The organism is Pseudarthrobacter sp. RHLT3-21, assembly GCF_059383495.1.
In genome coordinates, this window is sequence record NZ_JBWZCI010000006.1 from 195089 (window position 1) to 213928 (window position 18840).

At 63.7% G+C, this 18840-nt stretch carries 17 protein-coding genes and 3 pseudogenes; 16 read left to right on the top strand and 4 right to left on the bottom strand.

All coding sequences use genetic code 11. The features are described 5' to 3' along the window. Positions 1-128: 128 nt before the first annotated feature. Complete coding sequence (locus AC50YA_RS09355; protein ID WP_494982009.1) at positions 129-884, bottom strand: ArsR/SmtB family transcription factor; 756 nt, start codon at positions 882-884, stop codon at positions 129-131. A 475-nt stretch (positions 885-1359) separates the two neighbouring features. Here AC50YA_RS09355 and AC50YA_RS09360 point away from each other — a divergent pair, with 475 nt between their 5' ends. From AC50YA_RS09360 to AC50YA_RS09375, 4 genes and pseudogenes are all read left to right on the top strand, one after another. After that, on the top strand, positions 1360-2436 hold the full coding sequence (locus AC50YA_RS09360; RefSeq protein ID WP_494982039.1) for a methyltransferase: 1077 nt from the start codon (positions 1360-1362) through the stop codon (positions 2434-2436). A 328-nt stretch (positions 2437-2764) separates the two neighbouring features. After that, positions 2765-4275 (top strand): annotated as a pseudogene (locus AC50YA_RS09365) (MFS transporter). A 535-nt stretch (positions 4276-4810) separates the two neighbouring features. Further along, the gene (locus AC50YA_RS09370; protein ID WP_494982010.1) at positions 4811-6061 is read left to right on the top strand and encodes a GmrSD restriction endonuclease domain-containing protein; all 1251 of its coding nucleotides are present in this window, start codon (positions 4811-4813) and stop codon (positions 6059-6061) included. Between the two features lie 47 nt (positions 6062-6108). Continuing rightward, a complete protein-coding gene (locus AC50YA_RS09375) occupies positions 6109-6771 on the top strand; it encodes an excalibur calcium-binding domain-containing protein (protein WP_494982011.1) in 663 nt (220 codons plus the stop codon). An 89-nt stretch (positions 6772-6860) separates the two neighbouring features. Here AC50YA_RS09375 and AC50YA_RS09380 read toward each other — a convergent pair whose 3' ends face one another. Further along, positions 6861-7295 (bottom strand): ester cyclase, encoded by a 435-nt coding sequence (locus tag AC50YA_RS09380; protein WP_494982012.1) that lies wholly within the window; start codon positions 7293-7295, stop codon positions 6861-6863. 197 nt (positions 7296-7492) lie between these two features. Here AC50YA_RS09380 and AC50YA_RS09385 point away from each other — a divergent pair. The 5 genes and pseudogenes from AC50YA_RS09385 to AC50YA_RS09405 form a co-directional block, all read left to right on the top strand. Next, positions 7493-7570 (top strand): annotated as a pseudogene (locus AC50YA_RS09385) (DinB family protein); the annotation flags it as partial. A 200-nt stretch (positions 7571-7770) separates the two neighbouring features. Beyond that, positions 7771-8256, top strand: a complete 486-nt coding sequence (locus AC50YA_RS09390) for a DinB family protein (protein ID WP_494982013.1) — start codon at positions 7771-7773, stop codon at positions 8254-8256. A gap of 206 nt (positions 8257-8462) precedes the next feature. Beyond that, entirely contained in the window at positions 8463-8795 is a 333-nt protein-coding gene (locus AC50YA_RS09395) for a YciI family protein (RefSeq protein ID WP_494982014.1), read from the top strand. Continuing rightward, positions 8795-10048 carry an RNA polymerase sigma factor gene (locus tag AC50YA_RS09400; RefSeq protein ID WP_494982015.1) on the top strand — a complete coding sequence of 418 codons (1254 nt, stop codon included), beginning with the start codon at positions 8795-8797 and terminating at the stop codon, positions 10046-10048. The genes AC50YA_RS09395 and AC50YA_RS09400 overlap by 1 nt, the downstream gene beginning before the upstream one ends. Before the next feature lie 55 nt (positions 10049-10103). Then, positions 10104-10802 (top strand): hypothetical protein, encoded by a 699-nt coding sequence (locus AC50YA_RS09405; protein WP_494982016.1) that lies wholly within the window; start codon positions 10104-10106, stop codon positions 10800-10802. A gap of 66 nt (positions 10803-10868) precedes the next feature. Here AC50YA_RS09405 and AC50YA_RS09410 read toward each other — a convergent pair whose 3' ends face one another. Further along, positions 10869-11474: a hypothetical protein gene (locus tag AC50YA_RS09410; RefSeq protein ID WP_494982017.1), complete on the bottom strand. Its 606-nt coding sequence runs from the start codon at positions 11472-11474 to the stop codon at positions 10869-10871. Positions 11475-11795: 321 nt separating this feature from the next. Between AC50YA_RS09410 and AC50YA_RS09415 the strand changes: the two genes are divergently transcribed. The 3 genes from AC50YA_RS09415 (at position 11796) to AC50YA_RS09425 (ending at position 14656) form a co-directional block, all read left to right on the top strand. After that, positions 11796-12740, top strand: a complete 945-nt coding sequence (locus tag AC50YA_RS09415) for a DUF4190 domain-containing protein (RefSeq protein ID WP_494982018.1) — start codon at positions 11796-11798, stop codon at positions 12738-12740. Positions 12741-12792: 52 nt separating this feature from the next. After that, the gene (locus AC50YA_RS09420) at positions 12793-14154 is read left to right on the top strand and encodes an MFS transporter (RefSeq protein ID WP_494982019.1); all 1362 of its coding nucleotides are present in this window, start codon (positions 12793-12795) and stop codon (positions 14152-14154) included. Positions 14155-14251: 97 nt separating this feature from the next. Beyond that, on the top strand, positions 14252-14656 hold the full coding sequence (locus tag AC50YA_RS09425) for a type II toxin-antitoxin system HicB family antitoxin (protein WP_494982020.1): 405 nt from the start codon (positions 14252-14254) through the stop codon (positions 14654-14656). A gap of 28 nt (positions 14657-14684) precedes the next feature. Here the strand turns inward: AC50YA_RS09425 and AC50YA_RS09430 are convergent, their stop codons facing one another. Beyond that, a complete protein-coding gene (locus AC50YA_RS09430) occupies positions 14685-15737 on the bottom strand; it encodes a DEAD/DEAH box helicase (RefSeq protein WP_494982021.1) in 1053 nt (350 codons plus the stop codon). A gap of 13 nt (positions 15738-15750) precedes the next feature. Here AC50YA_RS09430 and AC50YA_RS09435 point away from each other — a divergent pair, with 13 nt between their 5' ends. The 4 genes and pseudogenes from AC50YA_RS09435 to AC50YA_RS09450 all read left to right on the top strand — a co-directional run bounded on the left by AC50YA_RS09435 (position 15751) and on the right by AC50YA_RS09450 (position 18805). After that, positions 15751-15969, top strand: a complete 219-nt coding sequence (locus tag AC50YA_RS09435; protein ID WP_494982022.1) for a hypothetical protein — start codon at positions 15751-15753, stop codon at positions 15967-15969. Then, positions 15966-16745 carry a hypothetical protein gene (locus AC50YA_RS09440; protein ID WP_494982023.1) on the top strand — a complete coding sequence of 260 codons (780 nt, stop codon included), beginning with the start codon at positions 15966-15968 and terminating at the stop codon, positions 16743-16745. Before AC50YA_RS09435 ends, AC50YA_RS09440 begins: the two co-directional genes overlap by 4 nt. 333 nt (positions 16746-17078) lie before the next feature. Next, positions 17079-17871, top strand: a pseudogene (locus tag AC50YA_RS09445) (PDDEXK nuclease domain-containing protein); the annotation flags it as partial. A gap of 151 nt (positions 17872-18022) precedes the next feature. After that, entirely contained in the window at positions 18023-18805 is a 783-nt protein-coding gene (locus AC50YA_RS09450) for a hypothetical protein (protein ID WP_494982024.1), read from the top strand. Positions 18806-18840: the final 35 nt, after the last annotated feature.

The window sequence follows — 18840 nt, forward strand, 5'->3', positions numbered from 1 at the left end:
GTGCAGCCGCACCCCCGTCGGTTATCCAAGCAAATCGTGGGTACGGTGGCCAGAAAATATCGAGCGATGCCTTGGCTCGTTAGCCGACATGGCCCGCCGCCGGCACCGGGCTTCGCTGGGCCAGCGCCTCAGGTGTACATCAGGGAGCCCGGCGTGGTGAGTTTTTCGCCGGTTTCCAGCCAGGTCTTCAGGCCGGAGAGGATCATGGGCCAGCCGCCGTAGAGCTGGTCGTTGGCGCCTTCGCGGAGGTCGCTGTGCGTCACGGTGAGGTGGCAGGAGTCGCCCACGGGTTCGATTTCCCAGGTGACGCGGGAGGTGCCTTCGGCTTTGACGTCGTCGTCCCAGAGTGCGCGCATGGTCTGGACAAGTTTGCGCGGGGGATCGACTTCGATGTTTTCGCCTTCGCCCAGGACCATGCCGTTGGCTTTGGGGTTGTGCATCTCGTAGTGGCCGCCCGGTGTCCAGTCCGCGGTGTGCGTGTTGCCGAACTGGTATTTGCTGCGGATGTCGCTGGTGGTGATGGCTTCCCAGAGCCGTTCCGGGGTGGTCTTGATGTAGATTTCGAAGATCTTTTCCATGGGACTTTCCAATCTGGTTTTGAGGTCGCTGAGGGCAGCGGCCCATGGTTGTGCGTATTTACTGACCCAGCGGTCGTGGACCAGGCGGATGGGCACCGGATTGAGGAAGTGGAGTTTCTCCCGGCCCCGGCGGCGGGTGACCACCAGGCCGGCGTCCTCCAGTTGCTTGAGGTGCTTCATGACGCCGTAGCGGGTCATCTCGAAGCGGGCCTCGAGTGCGTGCAGGGTCTGCCCGTCCTCCCGGAAGAGCTCATCGAGCAGGTCCCGGCGGGTGGGGTCGGCGAGGGCCTTGAATACGGCGTCCACCGTTCCAGAATAGGTGACTGATTGGTCACATGTCAACGGTTAAAAAGACAGAAGCCGGCGGGCATTGCCGTCCGGATACGCGGACTCGACGCCTTCGGCACCAAACCGCGCCGCGGCCTTCAAGATCGGCTAATCAGCACTGCCTGGGGTTTCGTCCTTCCCCGGGTCGGGCGGCGGTGGCGGCCATGGCACCCCTGTATCCTGACAATGCAGGCTGAATGGCTCCAGCGGCCATCAACCAAGCCCAGTTCGCGGCCGGATGACGGTCCGGAATCTTGGGCCGTAGCCCTGGACGTTGGTGGAATCGCCGCCGCAATCGTCAGTCGCCGATTGGCCCCCAGACTCTTGGAATGGATCTTTTATCAGTACCGACACGCCAGCTCCCGTGGGACTCCCGACGCCGGACCTCAAGCCCTCGCGCACAGCTGCGGTGGATGAGCGCGCCCTCGTGACCTGGGCCGAGGCGGGTGACTGCATGACCGCGCGATGGCGTTCGGCGAACGGCAGGCCGGCGCCGACGCGCGTCGAAGTGGTCACCGACTCCCTCACGGCCGATGAGGCGAACCGGATGGCGTCACAGGGGATCGCGATGCTCTGGCACGGTGACTTCCACAACGCGCGGCAGATCCTCAACGCCATGGACCGGCGGGTAAGCGCCGGGAAGAAAAAGTTCGCAGGATCTCCGGCCGATGGGTTCTATCGGCACCGCCAGTCCCGCTCGCATCGTGCACGCATTCTCGGCCTGCTGCTGATTCCTCTTGATCCGGGCCCTGTGGTGCCGCTGCGCCGCGCACCGGATATCCGGGAGGCCGCCGCTGAAGCGTACGGCGATATCGGCGAATCATCCGTTGTGTCCCTGCATGAGCTTGTCGGGGCAATTGGCGCTCACGAGTGGCGACGGACTGGCGTCTACGTCGATGCCCTGCAGGGCCGCATCCACCCGCACTATGGCACGTTCTTCCCCACCCGGAGTGAGTATGTGGATCTCGTGGCCGCCGCTGCGCTGCCCTCTGACACGCTGGCGTTCGACGTCGGAACCGGCACCGGGGTGCTCGCTGCCGTCCTCGCGCGCCGTGGCGTCCACCGCGTGGTAGCGACGGACAATGAACCGCGTGCCATCGCCTGCGCCGGCGAGAATTTCCGGAACCTCGGTGTCCAGGACCGCGCTGAGGCCGTCCTGACCGACATGTTCCCGCCCGGACGGGCGCCGCTCGTTGTGTGCAACCCGCCCTGGATTCCGGCCACGCCGCATTCCACCCTGGACAGCGCCGTCTACGACCCCGGGAGCAGGATGCTGTTCCGCTTCCTGAACGAACTCTCCGGCCATCTGGAGCCGGGCGGTGAGGGCTGGCTTGTCCTCTCCGACCTGGCCGAGCACCTTGGCCTGCGGTCGCGTGACGATCTGCTGGCCGCCATCAAGGCGGCTGGGCTGAAGGTGGTGGAACGGCTCGACACCAAGCCGACGCATCCGAAGGCATCGGACCGCGACGATCCTCTGTTTGAGGCGCGCGCGGCCGAGGTCACGTCCCTGTGGCGGCTTGTTCCCCGATAGTCACAAGCTTCTGAACAGCCGGTTTCTGAACGGGTTTCTCACGGAATTTCATTGATGTGCCCGGGCGGCGGTGCGAAAATGGTCGGAGCAGCACAATTGAGCCGAAATCCCCCATGGGACAGGACTGAACGCAGGGTTCTTCCGCACGATCGGACATCCGACTCTTCTCGACAGCCCGGCACGATTGCCGGACACCTGGGCTTCGCCATCGCGGTGAGTCCAGCGTCAAAGACGGCGCCATCCGTCGGTGGCGTGTGACCTCCATTGGAGGAACCAAAGTGCCGGTAAGCCAGCTGATGCGCCACTTCACTTTGGAGGTGGGGCGAGCATGATGCAGCAACCTCTAAAGAAACGCCGTCTCCGCGTTTCAGACGTCAATGTTGTTAATCACCGGACCCTCAGGAAAGCGCTCGGCGGGACGATCGTCGGAAACACGATGGAATGGTACGACGTCGGTGTGTTCGGTTATCTGATCACCACCATGGGGCCGGTGTTCCTGCCCGAAGCAGACAAAGCCGTGCAGAACCTGTTCCTGCTGGGAACCTTCGGAGCAACGTTTATCGCCCGCCCCGTGGGCGGCGTCTTTTTCGGCTGGCTTGGCGACAAGATCGGCCGCCAGAAGGTCCTGGCGATGACCTTGATGCTCATGGCCGCGGCGACCTTCGTCGTCGGTCTGCTCCCGGGGTACTCGGTGCTGGGCATCTGGGCTGCCGTGCTGCTGGTGATCACCAAGCTTGTGCAGGGCTTCTCGACCGGTGGCGAGTACGCAGGCGCCACGACGTTCGTCAGTGAGCACTCCCCGGACCATCGCCGCGGCTTCTTCGCCAGCTTCCTGGACATGGGCAGCTATCTGGGCTTTGCCATAGGTGCCGGTCTGGTGTCTGTCCTCCAGCTGACCCTGGGCCAGGCCGAGATGGAGGCCTGGGGCTGGCGTATTCCGTTCCTGATCGTAGGGCCGGCATCATCGCGATCTACTTCCGGATGAAAATCGAGGAATCGCCCGCGTTCCAGGCAACCCTCGACGCAGAGGCCGAAGTCGCCAGGCATCCCGAAACCGGTGAGGTGCTCGGCGCCATGGGCCCGGTGGGAATCTTCAAGGCCTACTGGCAGAGGATAGTGCTGGCCATGATCCTCGTGGCCGCTGCCAATACGGTGGGTTATGCCCTCACGTCCTACATGCCCACGTACCTGACCACCAACAAGGGATACGACGAGATCCACGGGACTCTCCTGACCATCCCGGTCCTGGTGGCCATGTCCCTGTGCATCCCGCTGACCGGTCATCTCTCGGACAGGATCGGCCGGCGTCCCGTGCTGTGGATCGGTGCCATCAGCACGGTGGTGCTGTCGCTCCCCGCGTTCATTCTCATCTCTGTCGGAACCATCCCGGCCACGATCACCGGCCTTGCCTTGATCGCCTTCCCCGTCACGTTCTACGTTGCCAATCTCGCCTCGGCGCTGCCGGCACTGTTCCCCACGGCCCACCGCTACGGGGCCATGGGCATCGCCTACAACTTCGCCGTGGCGATTTTCGGCGGCACCACCCCGTTCATTATTGCGAGCTTGATCCAACTGACGGGCAACGACATGATGCCCGCGTACTACCTCATGGCCACCTCGGCAATCGCTGCGGTCACCATTTACTTCCTGCCGGAATCCGCCCGGAGGCACCTGCCCGGGTCAATGCCCAGCGTGGATTCGGAGAAAGCTGCCCGGGAACTCGTGGCAACGCAGGACGATAACCCCATGCTCGACATGGACACGCTGCCCTTCGGCACCAGCTACGAGGCCGCAAAGGCGGCGCACGCGGGACCTGAAAGTAGGGCGGCGGAGCGGTGAGGCGGCCGCCCGAGCGGAGTTCCGCCGTCGTGCTTTGGCTGCGCTAGTGCCGCCGAATATTCCGACGGCCGGATGGAGCACAATGCATCCAATCCGGCGTGAGGGAGTACGACGGCGGGGCGCCGGTTGGGTGCCGAATGTCGCCTTAGGTGTACATAAGGGGGCCAGGGGTGGTCATGTCGCTGACCTGTTGGCAGCCGGAAACGAAAGAGGAACTATATATCGATTTCCCCCAAAACGATAAAAATGATAATTTGCGACATTTTTCATCAAGATCGGCTCAAGACTCAATCAACGTTGTCCGAGGTTCGTCGCAGTTTCGGTTTCCTTGGCTCTGCGAGAAATAGGCTCGGCATTTACGTGAAGTTTCAAGAGAAAAGGTCGGGCTGAACGCCGGGCCTTCATTATTGGGGAAATAATGTCGAACAGTCAGACCCTTTTCGGGTCAGCACCATCTGCTCCGGCGCCCGGACCTAATCCGCCCCGTAGGCCACGCGCTTCCACGTTCGTCGTCGGCGGCATCACAGCCCTCTTCATGATTATTGGTGCTTTCAGTGGCGGTCTCGGGGGCGCTCTGGTTTTCCTTGCTATCTCGGCAGCCCTTACCGGCCTCTACATTCTGGTGACCGGGCGCCGTTCCTGGGCATGTCTTCCTGCCAAGCGGAAGGCAGGGGGCATCGCCCTGGCGGTCTCCTTCGCTCTCTTCATCGCCGGCGCAGTCGCGTTGCCGCGGACCAACGCGGATGACCTTCAGGCAGCCTCCTCGGACTCGAATGCCTCGCCAGGAACCGCCACAGCGAGCGCATCTGCAAAAGCGGCGCCGACGCCGTCGTCCACTCCAACCGCGCAGGCGACGGGCGCCCCGCTCGATCCTGAGACTCCAAGCCTCGTTGCGAACGGCGTAGCGGCTCCGAAGACGCAGCCGGCCTTTGCTACCAAGGCGATCGATCTCCTGGCCACCCTTCCCATCAAGGGCCGGGCGCCGAAGACGGGATATGACCGTGCGCTCTTTGGACAGGCCTGGGCAGACGTCGACCGCAACGGCTGCGACACCCGGAACGACATGCTCAAACGCGACCTTACAGGGATCGCGTACACCAACAGCGTCCCCTGCAAGGTGCAGTCCGGAACTCTGGCGGATCCCTACACGGGTACCATTATCAGCTTTCTGCGGGGGAGTGCCACCAGCAGCGCCGTCCAGATTGACCATGTTGTTGCCCTCAGCGACGCCTGGCAGAAGGGCGCCCAGCAGCTGACCGTGGAGCAGCGGACCGCCTTCGCCAATGACCCCCTGAACCTCCAGTCCACGGACGGTCCCACCAACATGAAAAAGGGCGACGGCGACGCCGCCACCTGGTTGCCGCCGAACAAGGGCTTCCGGTGCGAATACGTGGCGCGACAGATTTCGGTGAAGGCTACGTACAGCCTGTGGGTTACCCAGGCGGAGCACGATGCGATGGCCAGAATCCTGGCCGACTGCTCCGGCCAGCTCGCACCAACCAACGAGCAGGCACCAGTTGCTGCGGCGCCGGCGCCCGCACCTGAAGCTGCACCGGTGGTGGCAGCCGCCCCGGTGGTTCCGGCTCCGGCAGCGGTGGCACCAGCCCCGGCCCCCGTTGCTCCCGCAGCGGTCGTTCCCGCACCTGCTCCAGCAGCGCCGGCCGCCGTCTACTACGCCAACTGCACGGCGGCCAAGGCCGCCGGCGCCGCACCGATCTATGCCGGGCAAGCCGGCTACCGGGCGGCGCTTGACCGCGATTCCGACGGTGTGGCCTGCGAGACCTAGCCACGCCCAATCACTCCACCGATTCAACAATTTTCCAAGGGGGAAAAATGAAAAAGACGCTGATATTAGTTGTGCTGAGCGGCCTCATGCTGACGGGCTGCAGTGGCAAGCAGGCAACTGCAACTGCAAGTGCTGATGCAGTTGCTGAGGTTACCGTCACGGTTCCAAACGTGACGAGCCTGACCCTTGATAAAGCCACGGATCAACTGGAAGATCTCGGGCTTAAGGTCGAGGCTGTGGACACCGTCGACGGCAAGACGATCCTTTCAAAGAAGAACTGGCAGGTGACGTCCCAAGACCCCACGGAAGGCGCACAGGTGGCAAAGGATTCCACCGTGCACCTCGGTGTCAAGTCCCTTGAGAAGGTTGCGGCGGAAAAGGCCACCGCAGAGAAAGCCGCCGCCGACAAGGCCGCCGCCGACAAGGCGGCAGCCGAAAAAGCTGCGGCCGAAAAAGCCGCCGCGGACAAGGCTGCAGCAGATCAGGCAGCCGCGCAGGCTGCTGCTCAGAAAGCCGCGGCCGAACAGGCAGCAGCACAGCAAGCCGCGAAGCCAGCACCGGCGGCTCCCGCCGCGCCAGCGCCGGCCGCTGCCTACTTCAGCAGCTGTGCTGAGGCCAAGGCTGCCGGGGCAGCGCCGCTCTACTCCGGGCAGGCTGGCTACCGGGCGGCGCTTGACCGGGACAAGGACGGCGTTGCCTGCGAGAGCTAGCGCTACCTCTCGCCGTAAATAAGTGTGCCGTGGATACCTTTCACAAGGTATCCACGGCATCTCTCTTTGCCGTTCTGCCGGACAACCCGTCAATGCGTGGGCATTTCACCCATCAATCCGAGCTGCGACAGGAACTCCACCTGGTCGAAGTAGAAGCGGTGAGAGGTGATCTCGCCACCCTCCACCTTGGCAACGTCGCAACTCCTGATGCGGAGCTGCTTGCCAGTGGGCTCCATGGTTTCACCGGAGGGCATGCGCAGCGGGCCGGTGTTGGTGCCGATGACGATGCCCTCATCGATGGCCACGTCGCCGGCCTCGTGCCGTCCCGTCTGCTCGTACCGGACGTCCGGCATGGCGTCCCAGAGTTCGAAGAGGTAGCTGGTGATGGCGTCGCGGCCGCGGAGCTCACCCTTGTCCGGGGTGTAGGCGACGGCGTCGGTGGCGTAGCTGCGTGCCAGCGTCTCTTTGTCTTTTGCTTCCATCGCCTTGTTCAGGCGATCCATGACCTCGCGTGCCTGTCCCATTCCGACCTCCAATTTGGGGCGGCCTCACGGAAGCGGGGGCCGCTTCGTGGACTGGCTTCTGCTGTTGCGGGAGCCACCTTAATTGCACCTCCGCTGCGAATCGCGAGTCAACGGACGGAGCTACCCCTTCGAAAATCGCGGTTCAAGACGTCACGCAGTCCTTGATGCATGACGATTCACCGGGAAAGATGGCGCGCATGGCAACCTTTACCGAGTCAGATGACCTGCGGGGCGCGCAGTTTTCCGATGTGAACCTGAGCGGGTCCAAATTCGTCCGCTCCGACCTGTCCGGTGCGGTGATGCGCGGCGTTTATGTTGAGCGCGTAGACATCGATGCTCCCTGGCTCCTGGAGGACCAGGGATCGATGCTGGTGAACGGAGTGGATGTGTCTCCACTCGTTGACGCGGAACTCAACCGGGGCTTTCCCGGCCGAGAGCTGAGGCACGCCGCCGATCCGGACAGCCTGAGGGAGGCATGGAACAGGCTCGAGGGTACGTGGGCGCCACTTTGCGGCGGGCGGCTGCGATGCCGGCCGGCACCGAGGATGTATCGGTCGACGGCGAGTGGTCGTTTGCGCAGACGCTGCGGCATCTGGTGATGGCCACCGATAAGTGGCTGGGCGGGGCTGCCCTGGAGAATGAGGCGCCGTACCATCCGATAGGGGAGCCGAATGTTGAGTACGATACGGACGGCCTGGACATGTTGGTGTTCCAAACGGCCAAGCCCTCCTACGATGAGGTCCTCGAGGTTCGGGCCGGCCGCCTGACCATGGTGCGCGACTTCCTCGCCGCCGTCACGACCGGGGACCTGCAAAAGCCCCACCAGGCTCCCGACGATCCGCGCTACAGCGTGACCACGCTCGACTGCCTGCACGTCATCCTCCACGAGGAGTGGGAACATCACCGCTTCGCCGTCCGCGACCTCGACGCGATCGAAGCGCGGGCGGCGAAGGGCAGCTAAACCGTCCGCTTCCACAGCCCGGCCACACAGATAAGACCCGTGGCATGTTGTGGCTTCTTTTGGAATTCTGGCAGTAGTTGTCGATCTGGGGTTCCGGCGGACGTCGTATGAGTAAGGGCCGGAACGGACGGTCCTGGTGACGGCGAGGTGTTCGGCGTCGATGCAGTGAAAGCTCAAACCAGAGTTACCACGAAGGGAGTACGAAAATGTCAAAGTATTTGGTCCTGATCTTCCAGGATGAAGCGGCGAAACAATCCGAAGGCGAGTCTATGAGCGCCCCCTACCAGGAGTTCCAGCAGCGCCGCGGCGCATCCCTGCTCAACGGGGCCGCACTGCAGCCGCCCTCGACGGCGACGTCCATCCGACGCGACGGAGCGGGCGGATTCTCGGTGACAGATGGTCCTTTTGCCGAGTCGAAGGAGACGCTGGGCGGCTACTACCTGATCGAGGCGGGCGACCTGGATGAGGCGCTGGAGATCGCCAAGGAGGTTCCCGCCGGCGTCGGGGTAGAGGTCCGGCCCGTGCGAATGGTCAGCTGATGGCGCAGGCCGCCAGCTCGGAGGTTGCTGCCGCGGTTGCCGATGCGCACCGCAGGGAGTGGGCCTTCGTGCTGGCGGCCACCGTACGTGTTGCCGGTGATATCGACACGGCCGAAGAAGCCGTCCAGGACGCGTACGCCAGTGCATTGTCCACGTGGGGCCCACGTGGCATCCCGAAGAACCCTGGCGCGTGGCTCACCGTGACCGCGCGCCGTCGGGCCCTGGACATGCATCGCCGCGCCGCGACTGCGCAGCGGGCGCTCCCCAAGCTTTTCGACCCGGAGGAGTACGCAGACGATGAGCCGGGTCGGGACTCGGAAGACATTGCCGATGACCGGCTGCGGTTGATCTTCACCTCCTGCCACCCGGCCCTGGCATTGGACGCCCAGGTGGCACTGACGCTGCGGCTCCTGTGTGGCCTGTCCACCGCTGATGTGGCGCGGGCGTTTCTGCTGCCTGAGGCCACGATGGCGGCGCGGATCACCCGGGCGAAGAAGAAGATCGCGGCCGCGCACATCCCCTACCGTGTGCCGTCGGCGGCCGAGCTGCACGAGCGCGTCGACGGCGTGCTGTCCGTCGTGTACCTGGTGTACACCACCGGGCACACCGCCCCGTCAGGAGCGGACCTGATGCGCCGTGATCTCGCGGAACGCGGCCTTGAGCTGGCGAGAATGCTCCGGGTGCTGCTTCCCCATGACCGCGACGTCGCCGGGCTCCTGGCACTCGTTGTGCTCACCGACGCCCGCAGGGGCGCCCGGCTCGATGAGCACCGTGAACTCGTGCTGATGGAGAACCAGGACCGGTCGAAATGGGACCGGCCGGCCATCGAAGAAGGGGTGGCGCTCCTGCGCGAGGCGTTGAACTCGCGGCCACCGGGCCGCTTCGCCGTCATGGCGGCAATCGCGGCCGTCCATGACGAGAGCGGGTGGTGGTCCGACACTGACTGGCAGGAGATCCTGGGGCTCTACGACGTGCTCATGGAGACGTGGCCCTCTCCCGTTATCCAACTCAACCGGGCCATAGCCCTCGGCTTCGCGGTGGGCCCGGCGGAAGGCCTGGCGGAGCTGGATGCTCTCGGAGCCGAGCCCCAGCTGGCCCGCTACCCTTATCTGGCCGCCGCACGCGCCGACTTCCTGACCCGGCTGGGCCGTCCCGGCGAGGCCCGGGTCGCCTTCGAGGAAGCGTTGATCCTCACCGAGAACGACGCCGAACGGCGCTACCTCCGGACCCGCCTGAACGAACTGGCGGGTTGAGCCGGGCTTAGGGGCTCCGCTATGAGTGCGACGGGGGCGGTGGGAGGATGAATCCGTGGATCAATTCTTTGACTTCCTTCGCAGTTACTGGTGGCTCGTCTTCCCTCTCAGCGGAGTGGCCGGAGGGTGGGCAAGGCAGTGGTCCAAGGCCAGCGAACGCCGGCACCGTCGCCGCATGGAGCTGTACAAGCTTAAGAACCAGGCGGTGCAGGCGGAACAGGCCAGCCAGACCGAGGTCGCCGCCCTGATGGCAGCGCACGACGCCGTGAACCGGCGGTGGCTGGACTACGAGCTCGACGTTGGGAAACTCATCGACTTCCCGGTCATGACGGATGTACGGGAACCTCTCACCGTCGCCTTCCTCCGGGCCAAGCGGGAGGCTGACGGTTTGCGGCCGGCCAAGCCTGAGGAGATTACGACGGCGGCCCGGCTGGCGGAATACCGGGCGGCCGTGCTCGGCTTCGAGCTGGCGTTCGACGTCGCGGAGCGGGAAGCCAAGCGGATCAAGGACAGCAAGTTCACGGGTCCCGAACGCCAGCGGCTGGCAACGGCCAGGAAGCTGCTCAACATCGCCTCGGACAATGCCGCCACACCGGCGGAGCGGCAGACAGCCTACAAGCGCGCCCGGCGCGAGCTGGATGGACTGATCGTCCTGCCCGAAGCGACGCTAGCAGCCTTGGAGGAGAAGATTGCCGGCGAGCTCGACTCGCCGCACGCCGCGGATGCTGCTGCGACGCAGACGCCTGATGAGTGACAGTTAAGCAAAAGAACGTCGGGGTAGTTCTCTACCCCGACGTTCTTTGCGTTGTATCCGTTGGCGCTACTTCGCGTTGGCAGTTCCTGAGCACGATGCCATGGCCGCCGTGCCGGAGCCGCTGTTCTTGGAGACGCTTGCACCGTCAACCAGGATTTCGCACGTAACCGAAGTGGCAGTGCTGAAGTCACCCGTAACGCTCAGAGTGCTGAAGCTGAGCCCCGTTGCCGTGATTTCCTTCTTCCAGTCCGCCGCAATGTCCTCGTTAGATGATCCATCACCATTCCAGTAGCTGACCTTGGCAGGACCTGACGTGGTGACGACGTACTCGATCTTGTGTTCCTTGTTCAGAGCCTCGCTGACGCCGTTCGCGGCGGCGGCAACCATCGCGGTGACAATGATGGCCACGATGATCGAAATCGCACCCAAGACCAGGCCAGTAATGGAAGTGCCCTTCTTGGTGAATTTGCGCGTCAGACCGATACCGCCAAAAATCAGTGCGAGCGGGCCCAAAATGAACGCGACGAATCCCAGAATAGGAATGATTGAAAAGACGATGGCAACAATGCCGAGAACCAATGCCGTGGTTCCGAATCCGTTACCCTTCAGGGGCTGGTTGTAGTTCGGTTCCGCGGGAACTTGGGCAACGGGTGGGGAATACGGTTCAGTCATGACTTTTCCTTTGTTTGATGCGATGCGGGGTGATGCCGCCGTCGACCATTTCAGGAGGAGTGACAAGTGAATGCTCGTTCCCCCAAGCAACGGCGATCTCAGTGTATGTAAATGTAGAGCCGAGGGCTGACACTTTGAGGTACCTGACTGAATTGTGTCGATTCGGCCTGTGGTGACGACCAAACCGGCGCGCGAGTTCACTCAGATCCAACCCTGAAGAAATTGCATGGGCAGCTTCCACGACTGAAAGGGCGGTCCGGGATATGCTCCCGGAATGGGCCGAAATGGGGGCTCATTTCTGCTGCACGTCCAGGGGGAAGTTTGAAAGTCTACAACTCGCCGAAGAATTGGCCGTCGCCGCCTCTTGGCTGGCAACCGCACGAGGGCTGGCACCCAGATCCGGCCTGGGGTCCAGCTCCTCCAGGCCATGAATTCTGGATTGATGTTCCGGGAACGATCACCTCCCCGGAACCGCGTGGGAAGAGCCTGACAACTACCGCGTTCGTGCTCGCCGCTGTGGCGATCGTCTTGTGTTGGATTCCGATTCTCAATATCTTGAGTTTCTTCTTGGGTCTTGGTGCCGTGGTCATGGCAGTCATTGCCTTGGTGAGCGCGCGACGTGCCGGAATTTCCATGCAGGGCATGACCATAGCCGCCCTCGCTATCGGAGGGGTCTCCCTAGTCGGCGTCATTGTGACGCTGTCGGTGTACTCGTCAGGGTCCAAGGAGAGTACCAACGCAAGCGCCGGATTGAACACCACACAATCCGCAACTCCGTCCGTCGGACCCCCACCGTCCACGGCTCCCAGCCCCGAGACAACCGCTGCCATGGACGGGTCGGCTGCGAGGCCGCATCCACTCGGGACCTCAGCCGTGGTAGGCAACGAGTATCAAGTTGCGGTTCTTGGGGTGAAGCTCAATGCCACCGAAGAGGTCGTTTCCAACAACATGTTTAACGACCCCCCGGAAGGAACGTATGTCCTCGTAGACCTTGCAGTGACCTACGCAGGGGCTGATGAAGGAACGCCTTGGATAGACCTGTCGCCGACCTTCGTAGGCACAGATGCCCGACAGTACGATGCCAGCTCGTGCGGCGCTTCTTTGGACAATGGGGCGATGCATGTGCCGACGCTTGAAAAGGGCGGTAAGGCAAGTTATCAAGTCTGCATGGATGTGCCGGTTGGGGCGATTGAAGGAGGCAAGATTTTCATCCAGAAGAGCCTGTCCATGAATAGCAAAGCCAGGACTTACTGGGGACTGAAGTAACGCCCCTGAGTAGGTTCGTGACCCAAGGCAACGATGCACCAGACTTAGGGGCGTGACGAACAAACCCCGTCCCGGCCTCGCGATCGCCGCGCTCAGCCTCGGCACCTCCCTCAACCCGCTGAACTCGTCCATGATCGCCGTCGCGCTGGTGGTCCTGCGGGAGGATTTCGCGCTCGACGTCGCCACCGTCACCTGGGTGATCACCTCGTACTACCTCGCGTCCGCGGCCGGACAGCCGCTTATGGGCAGGCTCGCGGACCGCTTCGGACCGCGCCGCCTGTTCACGTTCGGGATGGCACTGGTGGCGGTGACGTGCGCGCTGGCTCCGTTCGCGCCCAACTTCGCGCTGGTCTGCGTGGCCCGAGCGCTCATGGCTGTGGGGACGGCGACGGCGTACCCGTCCGCCGTCGTGATGGTCACCGAACTGAGCCGGCTGGCGAAGCTTCCGTCCACCCGCCCGCTGGGCCGGATCCAGATGGCGAACACGTCGGCGGCCGCGGTGGGACCGGTCATCGGCGGCTTGTTGGTGAGCCTGCTGGGTTGGCAGGCGCTGTTCGCCGTCAACGTGCCGCTCGCGCTGCTGGCGCTGATTGTGGTGCACCGGGCGGCGCCGGCCGATTCCGGACGCGAAACCGGGAAGCTCTCAGCCCTGATCCGTGACTCCGACATCCCCGGCATCCTGGCCTTCGTCGCCTCGCTGATGCTCGCGATGATGGCGCTGCTGAACGTGATGCCGGGATACCGCTGGTGGCTCCTGGGCGCCGCAACCGTCATTGCCGCGCTGTTCGCGTGGCGGGAGCTGCGTTTCCGTCCGCCGTTCCTCGACTTGCGGCTGCTCGGCCGGAACCGGCCGCTGCTGCTGGTGTATCTCGTGTTCGTCGTCTTCAGCGGTGTGTACTACTTTGCGTTCTTCGGCCTGCCACAGCTGCTGCAGGAGGCAGGACATTACGACGCCGGGCTGGTGGGCTTGCTGATGCTGCCCCTGGCGGCGATGTCCGTGCTGGTCACGCCGGTGACGGTACGGCTGATTGAGCGGTTCGGCGTGCGTTCGGTGATGATCGCCGGTGTGCTGATCCTGCTGGTTGCTTCGGGCGGGCTGGGGGCGTTGACGTTTTCGCTGTGGCCGCCCTTGGTGTTTGTTCTGACCGCGTTGATGGGTGTGCCGTACGGAGTGGTGAGCACAGCATCGAACCAGGGCCTGTACGGGTCCGCCCGGCCGGAGGAGAGGGGAGTGGCGGCCGGTATTTTCCAGACCTGCCGCTACCTTGGCGCCATCACGGCGACGGTGCTGATCGGTGTGCTGTACGGGCCAGGCGTGAACCAGGCGAACTGGGGGCTGATGGTCCAGGTGATGCTGGGGCTGGGCGCCGTGGTGCTGGGGTTGGCGGTGGCGTGGAAGAGGAAGGGCGCTTGAGTAGTGGTGCCAAAAGTGGCACCATGAAGATATGGCGAGTATCGCGAAGATCGAGGCGTAACCGTCAGGACAGAATGGCAACGCGAAGCCATACCAGGTGAAGCAAGCCATCGCCGCCATCGCCGCCATCGATCGGAACAAGGAGAACTGGATGTCCACTCGAAAAGCAGGCGTTCCGTCCCCGGCTGCACAATACCGATACTCAGTGCAGTGGTCGCCAGAGGACCAAGAGTTCGTTGCCACTGTTCTCGAGTTCCCTTCCTTGTCGTGGCTGGATGATGATCAGTTCGAGGCCCTACGTGGCATCGAACGGCTAATGTCCGACGTTATTGAGGAGTTGAACCAGTCCGGTGAACCAGTTCCTCAACCCATTTCCAGCCAAACTTTTAGCGGAAGACTCAACCTGCGAGTGCCCCCTGAGCTTCACCGGAAGCTGGCAATCGAAGCCGCAAACCATGGAATGCCCCTGAATAAGTACGCGACCGAGCTACTGACGGCCTGAGAGAGCGTTGCCCGCAAGTATCTCCGCCTCAGTCCCTTTCGGACGCCGGCGTCCACACCTGCGTGCGCGATAAAGCCGCCTTCAGCTCCCGGACGCCGGCTTCCTCGAGCAAAGCGGAATCGCCAACCATGACCAGCAGGCTCCGCGCCCGGGACAGCCCGACGTAGAGCTGCTCGGCTGCCCGCTCCATGTCCTTGAAGCCGTTGACGCAAAGCACCACCACGGACCGTTCCAGCCCTTTGAAGCCCAGCACGTGGCCGTAGAATTCGGCGTCTCCAGCGTGGAACTCGCGCCAGTACTCGTCGGTGGCGTCGCGTTGGTAGAAGTCCAGATGGATCGGGTGCCGGTCCTTGGTGGTCAGCAGCGCAATCTGGTTGTTGGCCCAGCCTTCAGCGATGAGCGCATCCACGCAGTCGTCGGCGACTCCGAGGGCCTGGTCGGTGGGGCAGTCCACCAGCCGGACCGGCAGGCCTGTGCTGCCCCGTGGGGTGAAGTGCTCGCCGACGAACGGCTTGAGCGTTTCGGCGATCTTGTGGGTGTTGCGCAGGTTGTCATCAATGTGGATGGGCACAAACGTCGCGGTGGGTCCGAAAGCGAGATCCGCCGTCGCGCCTCCCCACCTGCGGTAGACGTCCTGGCGGTCGTCCATAAAGGCGTACACCTCGCCGTCGTCGGGGTCCTTGGTGCAGGCGAGCAGAGCGTCCCACCACAGCGGGGCGAAGTCCTGGGCTTCATCGACGATGACGGCATCCAGCCGCTCGTGCGGCTCCATTCGGGCTGCCAGTTCCTTCAGCATGCGGGGCATCTCGACGTCGAAGTAGTCCTGCCCGGTACCGTCCGGAACTCCCAATCCGCGGACGTATTCGTGGAACTCACCTGTGAACGCGGGCTTGGCCTGGCGCCACGTGGACACGCGATCCTGCAGGTACTGGCCGAGGCCCTTGTTGTAGCAAAAGAGACCCACACGCTTGCCCTGCCTGCTTAGCAGCCGGGCCTTCTCCACAGCCAGCCAGGTTTTCCCGCTGCCCGCACCCCCGGTGAAGCGGATCCGGGGGAGTGACCGGGTTGCCTGAAGCAACACGGACTGACGCTCGGTGAGGTGGTCCTGCGCAGCTTCATCTTCCTGGGGAGCTGACCAGATCCTCCGCCGGATCGAGGCTGAGCAGCTGCTGCGCCGCCGCCTCCCGGAGCCCATGGCCACGACCCCCGCCCAGGATGGTCTGCCGGTATGGATGGCACCGGCCGACGTCATCACCCACAAGGACACCCCGGCCTTGGGCGCAAGGAGCTCGAAGGACGCCGCGAGGCCATGACCCAGGAGGTCAACCGTCTCGGGTCCCAGCTGGCCGCAGCGCCGCCGGCATGGGCCGAAGCTCTCGGGCCCGTTCCGTCGGACACGCAAAAGCAGCAGCAGTGGCGGGACCTGGCCGTGGAGGTCAAGACCTTCCGCGACACCTACCGGATCCCGGAAACGGAAACGACGGTCCTGCCCGCCGAGTACACCGAACACGGGACCGGTGCCGAGCTGGCAGCCCGCGTGACAACCATGCACAAATACTCCGCACAGACCGCGAAGGAACCACTGTCGGCCGACGACGCCAAGCTCATGGCCGATGCCGCCGAGGTCCAGGCAACGGTGGCCACCGAACCGACGCCGGCAGAGCGAGTCGTGGACCTGCTGCGTGAGGAACGCTCACAGGACGTCACCCTGACCCCGGAGCAGGAACGGTATGAACACGTTGCTGCTACGGCGCGTAAGGTCCGTGAGAACATGGACGGCCGCCAGGGTGTACCGGCACCGGAGCAAGCTCCGGAAGCCGTCAACGAGGCACTGAAAGACATTGCCTCACGCCGCGAGGCAGAGCGCTCCACTGCCGAAGCTGCCGGCGGGGAAGCCAAGAAGTCGTGGCAGGAACGGTTGGCAGCGGCACAGCAGAAGCAGCTTGCCGCCAGCAATGACTTTGCCGAGAAGCTGGCCCAAATCCGTAAGGCGCAGGAAGAACAGGCCGCGGAGGAAGCACAGCGTAAGGCTGCACATCGCGGACCCAGCGCCGGACCCGACCAAAGCCGCCGCGGCCCCACCCTTTAGGACGCTGACCTGTTCGCCGAATTGATCAGAGCCAAAAAGACGTGCGCGACGCAGATACAGCGACGGGCTTTCGACCCTTGTGCCGGATGAATAGCGCGCCATGGTCCAACTTCGAACAACAGGCCCGGAAGGCAGCAGCGGACAGAAGCCTTCAGAACAGAAGACGCCTACGACTGGCGCCTGCGCCAATCCCGGCTCGCTGCCCAGCAGGCCGTCTGCGATCAGCAGCAGGCTGACCGTTCACGCCGGCACGTCCTGGGCCTGTGGTGCTGCGTAACGGAGGACCGCCAGTGTTGCCGTTTCGGGCGGGCCTTGATCGATAGGATCAAACGCATGACTGACGCACGTGACCTTGCCCTCCCCACCGGCTACACCGACCTCCTCGGCGAGCTTAAGAACCGTGTCCGCGCCGCGCGCACTCAAGCAATTCGGGCCGTCAACACCCAGCTCATTGGACTGTACTGGTCCATCGGAAATGACGTGAGTGCACAGCAGGACAGCCAGGGCTGGGGGAGCGGTGTCATCAAAAGACTGGCCGAGGACCTTCGTGCTGAGTTCCCGGAGATGAAGGGATTCTCCCCTCGGAACCTCCAGTACATGACCACTTTCGCCAAAGCCTGGACGGGGTCCTCAATTGCGCAACCAGGTTGTTGCGCAATTGCCGTGGGGCCACATCACGGTCCTGCTGGACAAAATCAAGAGCCAGAAGGACAGGGACTGGTACGCGTCGGCGGCGGTCGAGTATGGGTGGTCCCGAAACGTCCTGTTGAACATGATCATGAATAAAACCTTGGAACGCACAGGGGCAGCACCCTCGAATTTCGCGCAACAGCTTGTTGCGCGAGACTCCGAGCTTGCTCAACAGGTGGCAAAGGACCCCTACAACTTCGAATTCCTTGGCCTCTCCGGTGAAGTGGCGGAACGCGACCTCGAAAATGCCCTCACCAGCAGGATCACCGAAACCCTCCGCGAACTGGGCCCAGGATTCGCCTTCGTCGGTCGACAGGTCCACTTCGACGTTGACGGGGACGATTTTTACGTAGACATGCTGTTTTTCCACATCGAGCAGCTCCGGTACGTCGTCATCAAACTTAAGACCGGCAAGTTCCAGCCCGAGTACGCCGGTTATGCGCAGCGGGACGTTATGCCGAAGTCTTCGTTCGCGCTGGCGTGTTGACGGCCGTCGCTGAAGGGGTTCTTGGCATAACGCCCCGCTGTGGTGGGAGCAGCAGGGCCTGCTGGGGCTGGTTGATCAGCGGCTCATCCGCTGCGACCCGGTGGCCGGCCAGACCGACCAGCGCGTTGTTGAGGCCGTCGTGAAGGTGGAATACAACACCCACCAATCCACCGGCACCATGGACCGGCTGATGCGCCAGGTCCGCCAGCAGCTCGAATCCGAGCACGGCCCCGGGATTGTTCCGTTTCCTTCCCGGGCGACGTTTCACCGCCTGGTCGGCCGGCTTGCCGCCGGCCGGCACGCGACAGGATCCGCTCGGACCAGACGCACCCTTGCCCAGCAACCGGAGGCACCCTTCGGCGCCGTCTATCCGGTCAGGCCCGGGGAGCTGATGCAGATCGACTCCACTCCCCTGGACATCGCCGTCGAACTCGACGACGGCGTCATCGGACGCGTGGAACTGACCGCCATGGTCGACATCGCCACCCGCAGTATCCCCGCCGCGGTCATCCGGCCCGCCACGAAGGCCGTCGACGCGGCCCTCCTGCTGGCCCGCTGCCTGACCCCGGAACCCATGAGGCCCGGCTGGGCAAAGGCGGCGTCGATGGCCGCCTCGGCCCTGCCCTACCGGTCCATGAAATCCATCGACGAACGCCTCGCCGGTGCCGCCGCGAAACCGGTCATCGTGCCCGAAACCATCGTCTGCGACCATGGCAAGGCCTACCTCTCCAACACGTTCAAGAGCGCCTGCCGCAGCCAGGGCATCAGCCTCCAGCCGGCCCACCCCGACACCCCCACCGAATATCCCGAGGATTCTGTTATCCCGAGTTGTTGTCGCGTTGTGCCTGTGGGAGCGGCCTTGGGGCGGTATTCCTCGGGATAACCATCGCGTGTTTTCGTTGACTCATCTCTGTTGAT

What these genes read in the sequence shown, in the direction of transcription:
- AC50YA_RS09395 (WP_494982014.1), top strand. Translation starts at nt 8,463, where the DNA reads ATGTCAAAGTATTTGGTCCTGATCTTCCAGGATGAAGCGGCGAAACAA.
- AC50YA_RS09400 (WP_494982015.1), top strand. Translation starts at nt 8,795, where the DNA reads ATGGCGCAGGCCGCCAGCTCGGAGGTTGCTGCCGCGGTTGCCGATGCG.
- AC50YA_RS09360 (WP_494982039.1), top strand. Translation starts at nt 1,360, where the DNA reads ATGACCGCGCGATGGCGTTCGGCGAACGGCAGGCCGGCGCCGACGCGC.
- AC50YA_RS09370 (WP_494982010.1), top strand. Translation starts at nt 4,811, where the DNA reads ATGATTATTGGTGCTTTCAGTGGCGGTCTCGGGGGCGCTCTGGTTTTC.
- AC50YA_RS09380 (WP_494982012.1), bottom strand. Translation starts at nt 7,295, where the DNA reads ATGGGACAGGCACGCGAGGTCATGGATCGCCTGAACAAGGCGATGGAA.
- AC50YA_RS09390 (WP_494982013.1), top strand. Translation starts at nt 7,771, where the DNA reads ATGGAACAGGCTCGAGGGTACGTGGGCGCCACTTTGCGGCGGGCGGCT.
- AC50YA_RS09440 (WP_494982023.1), top strand. Translation starts at nt 15,966, where the DNA reads ATGACCCAGGAGGTCAACCGTCTCGGGTCCCAGCTGGCCGCAGCGCCG.
- AC50YA_RS09375 (WP_494982011.1), top strand. Translation starts at nt 6,109, where the DNA reads ATGAAAAAGACGCTGATATTAGTTGTGCTGAGCGGCCTCATGCTGACG.
- AC50YA_RS09410 (WP_494982017.1), bottom strand. Translation starts at nt 11,474, where the DNA reads ATGACTGAACCGTATTCCCCACCCGTTGCCCAAGTTCCCGCGGAACCG.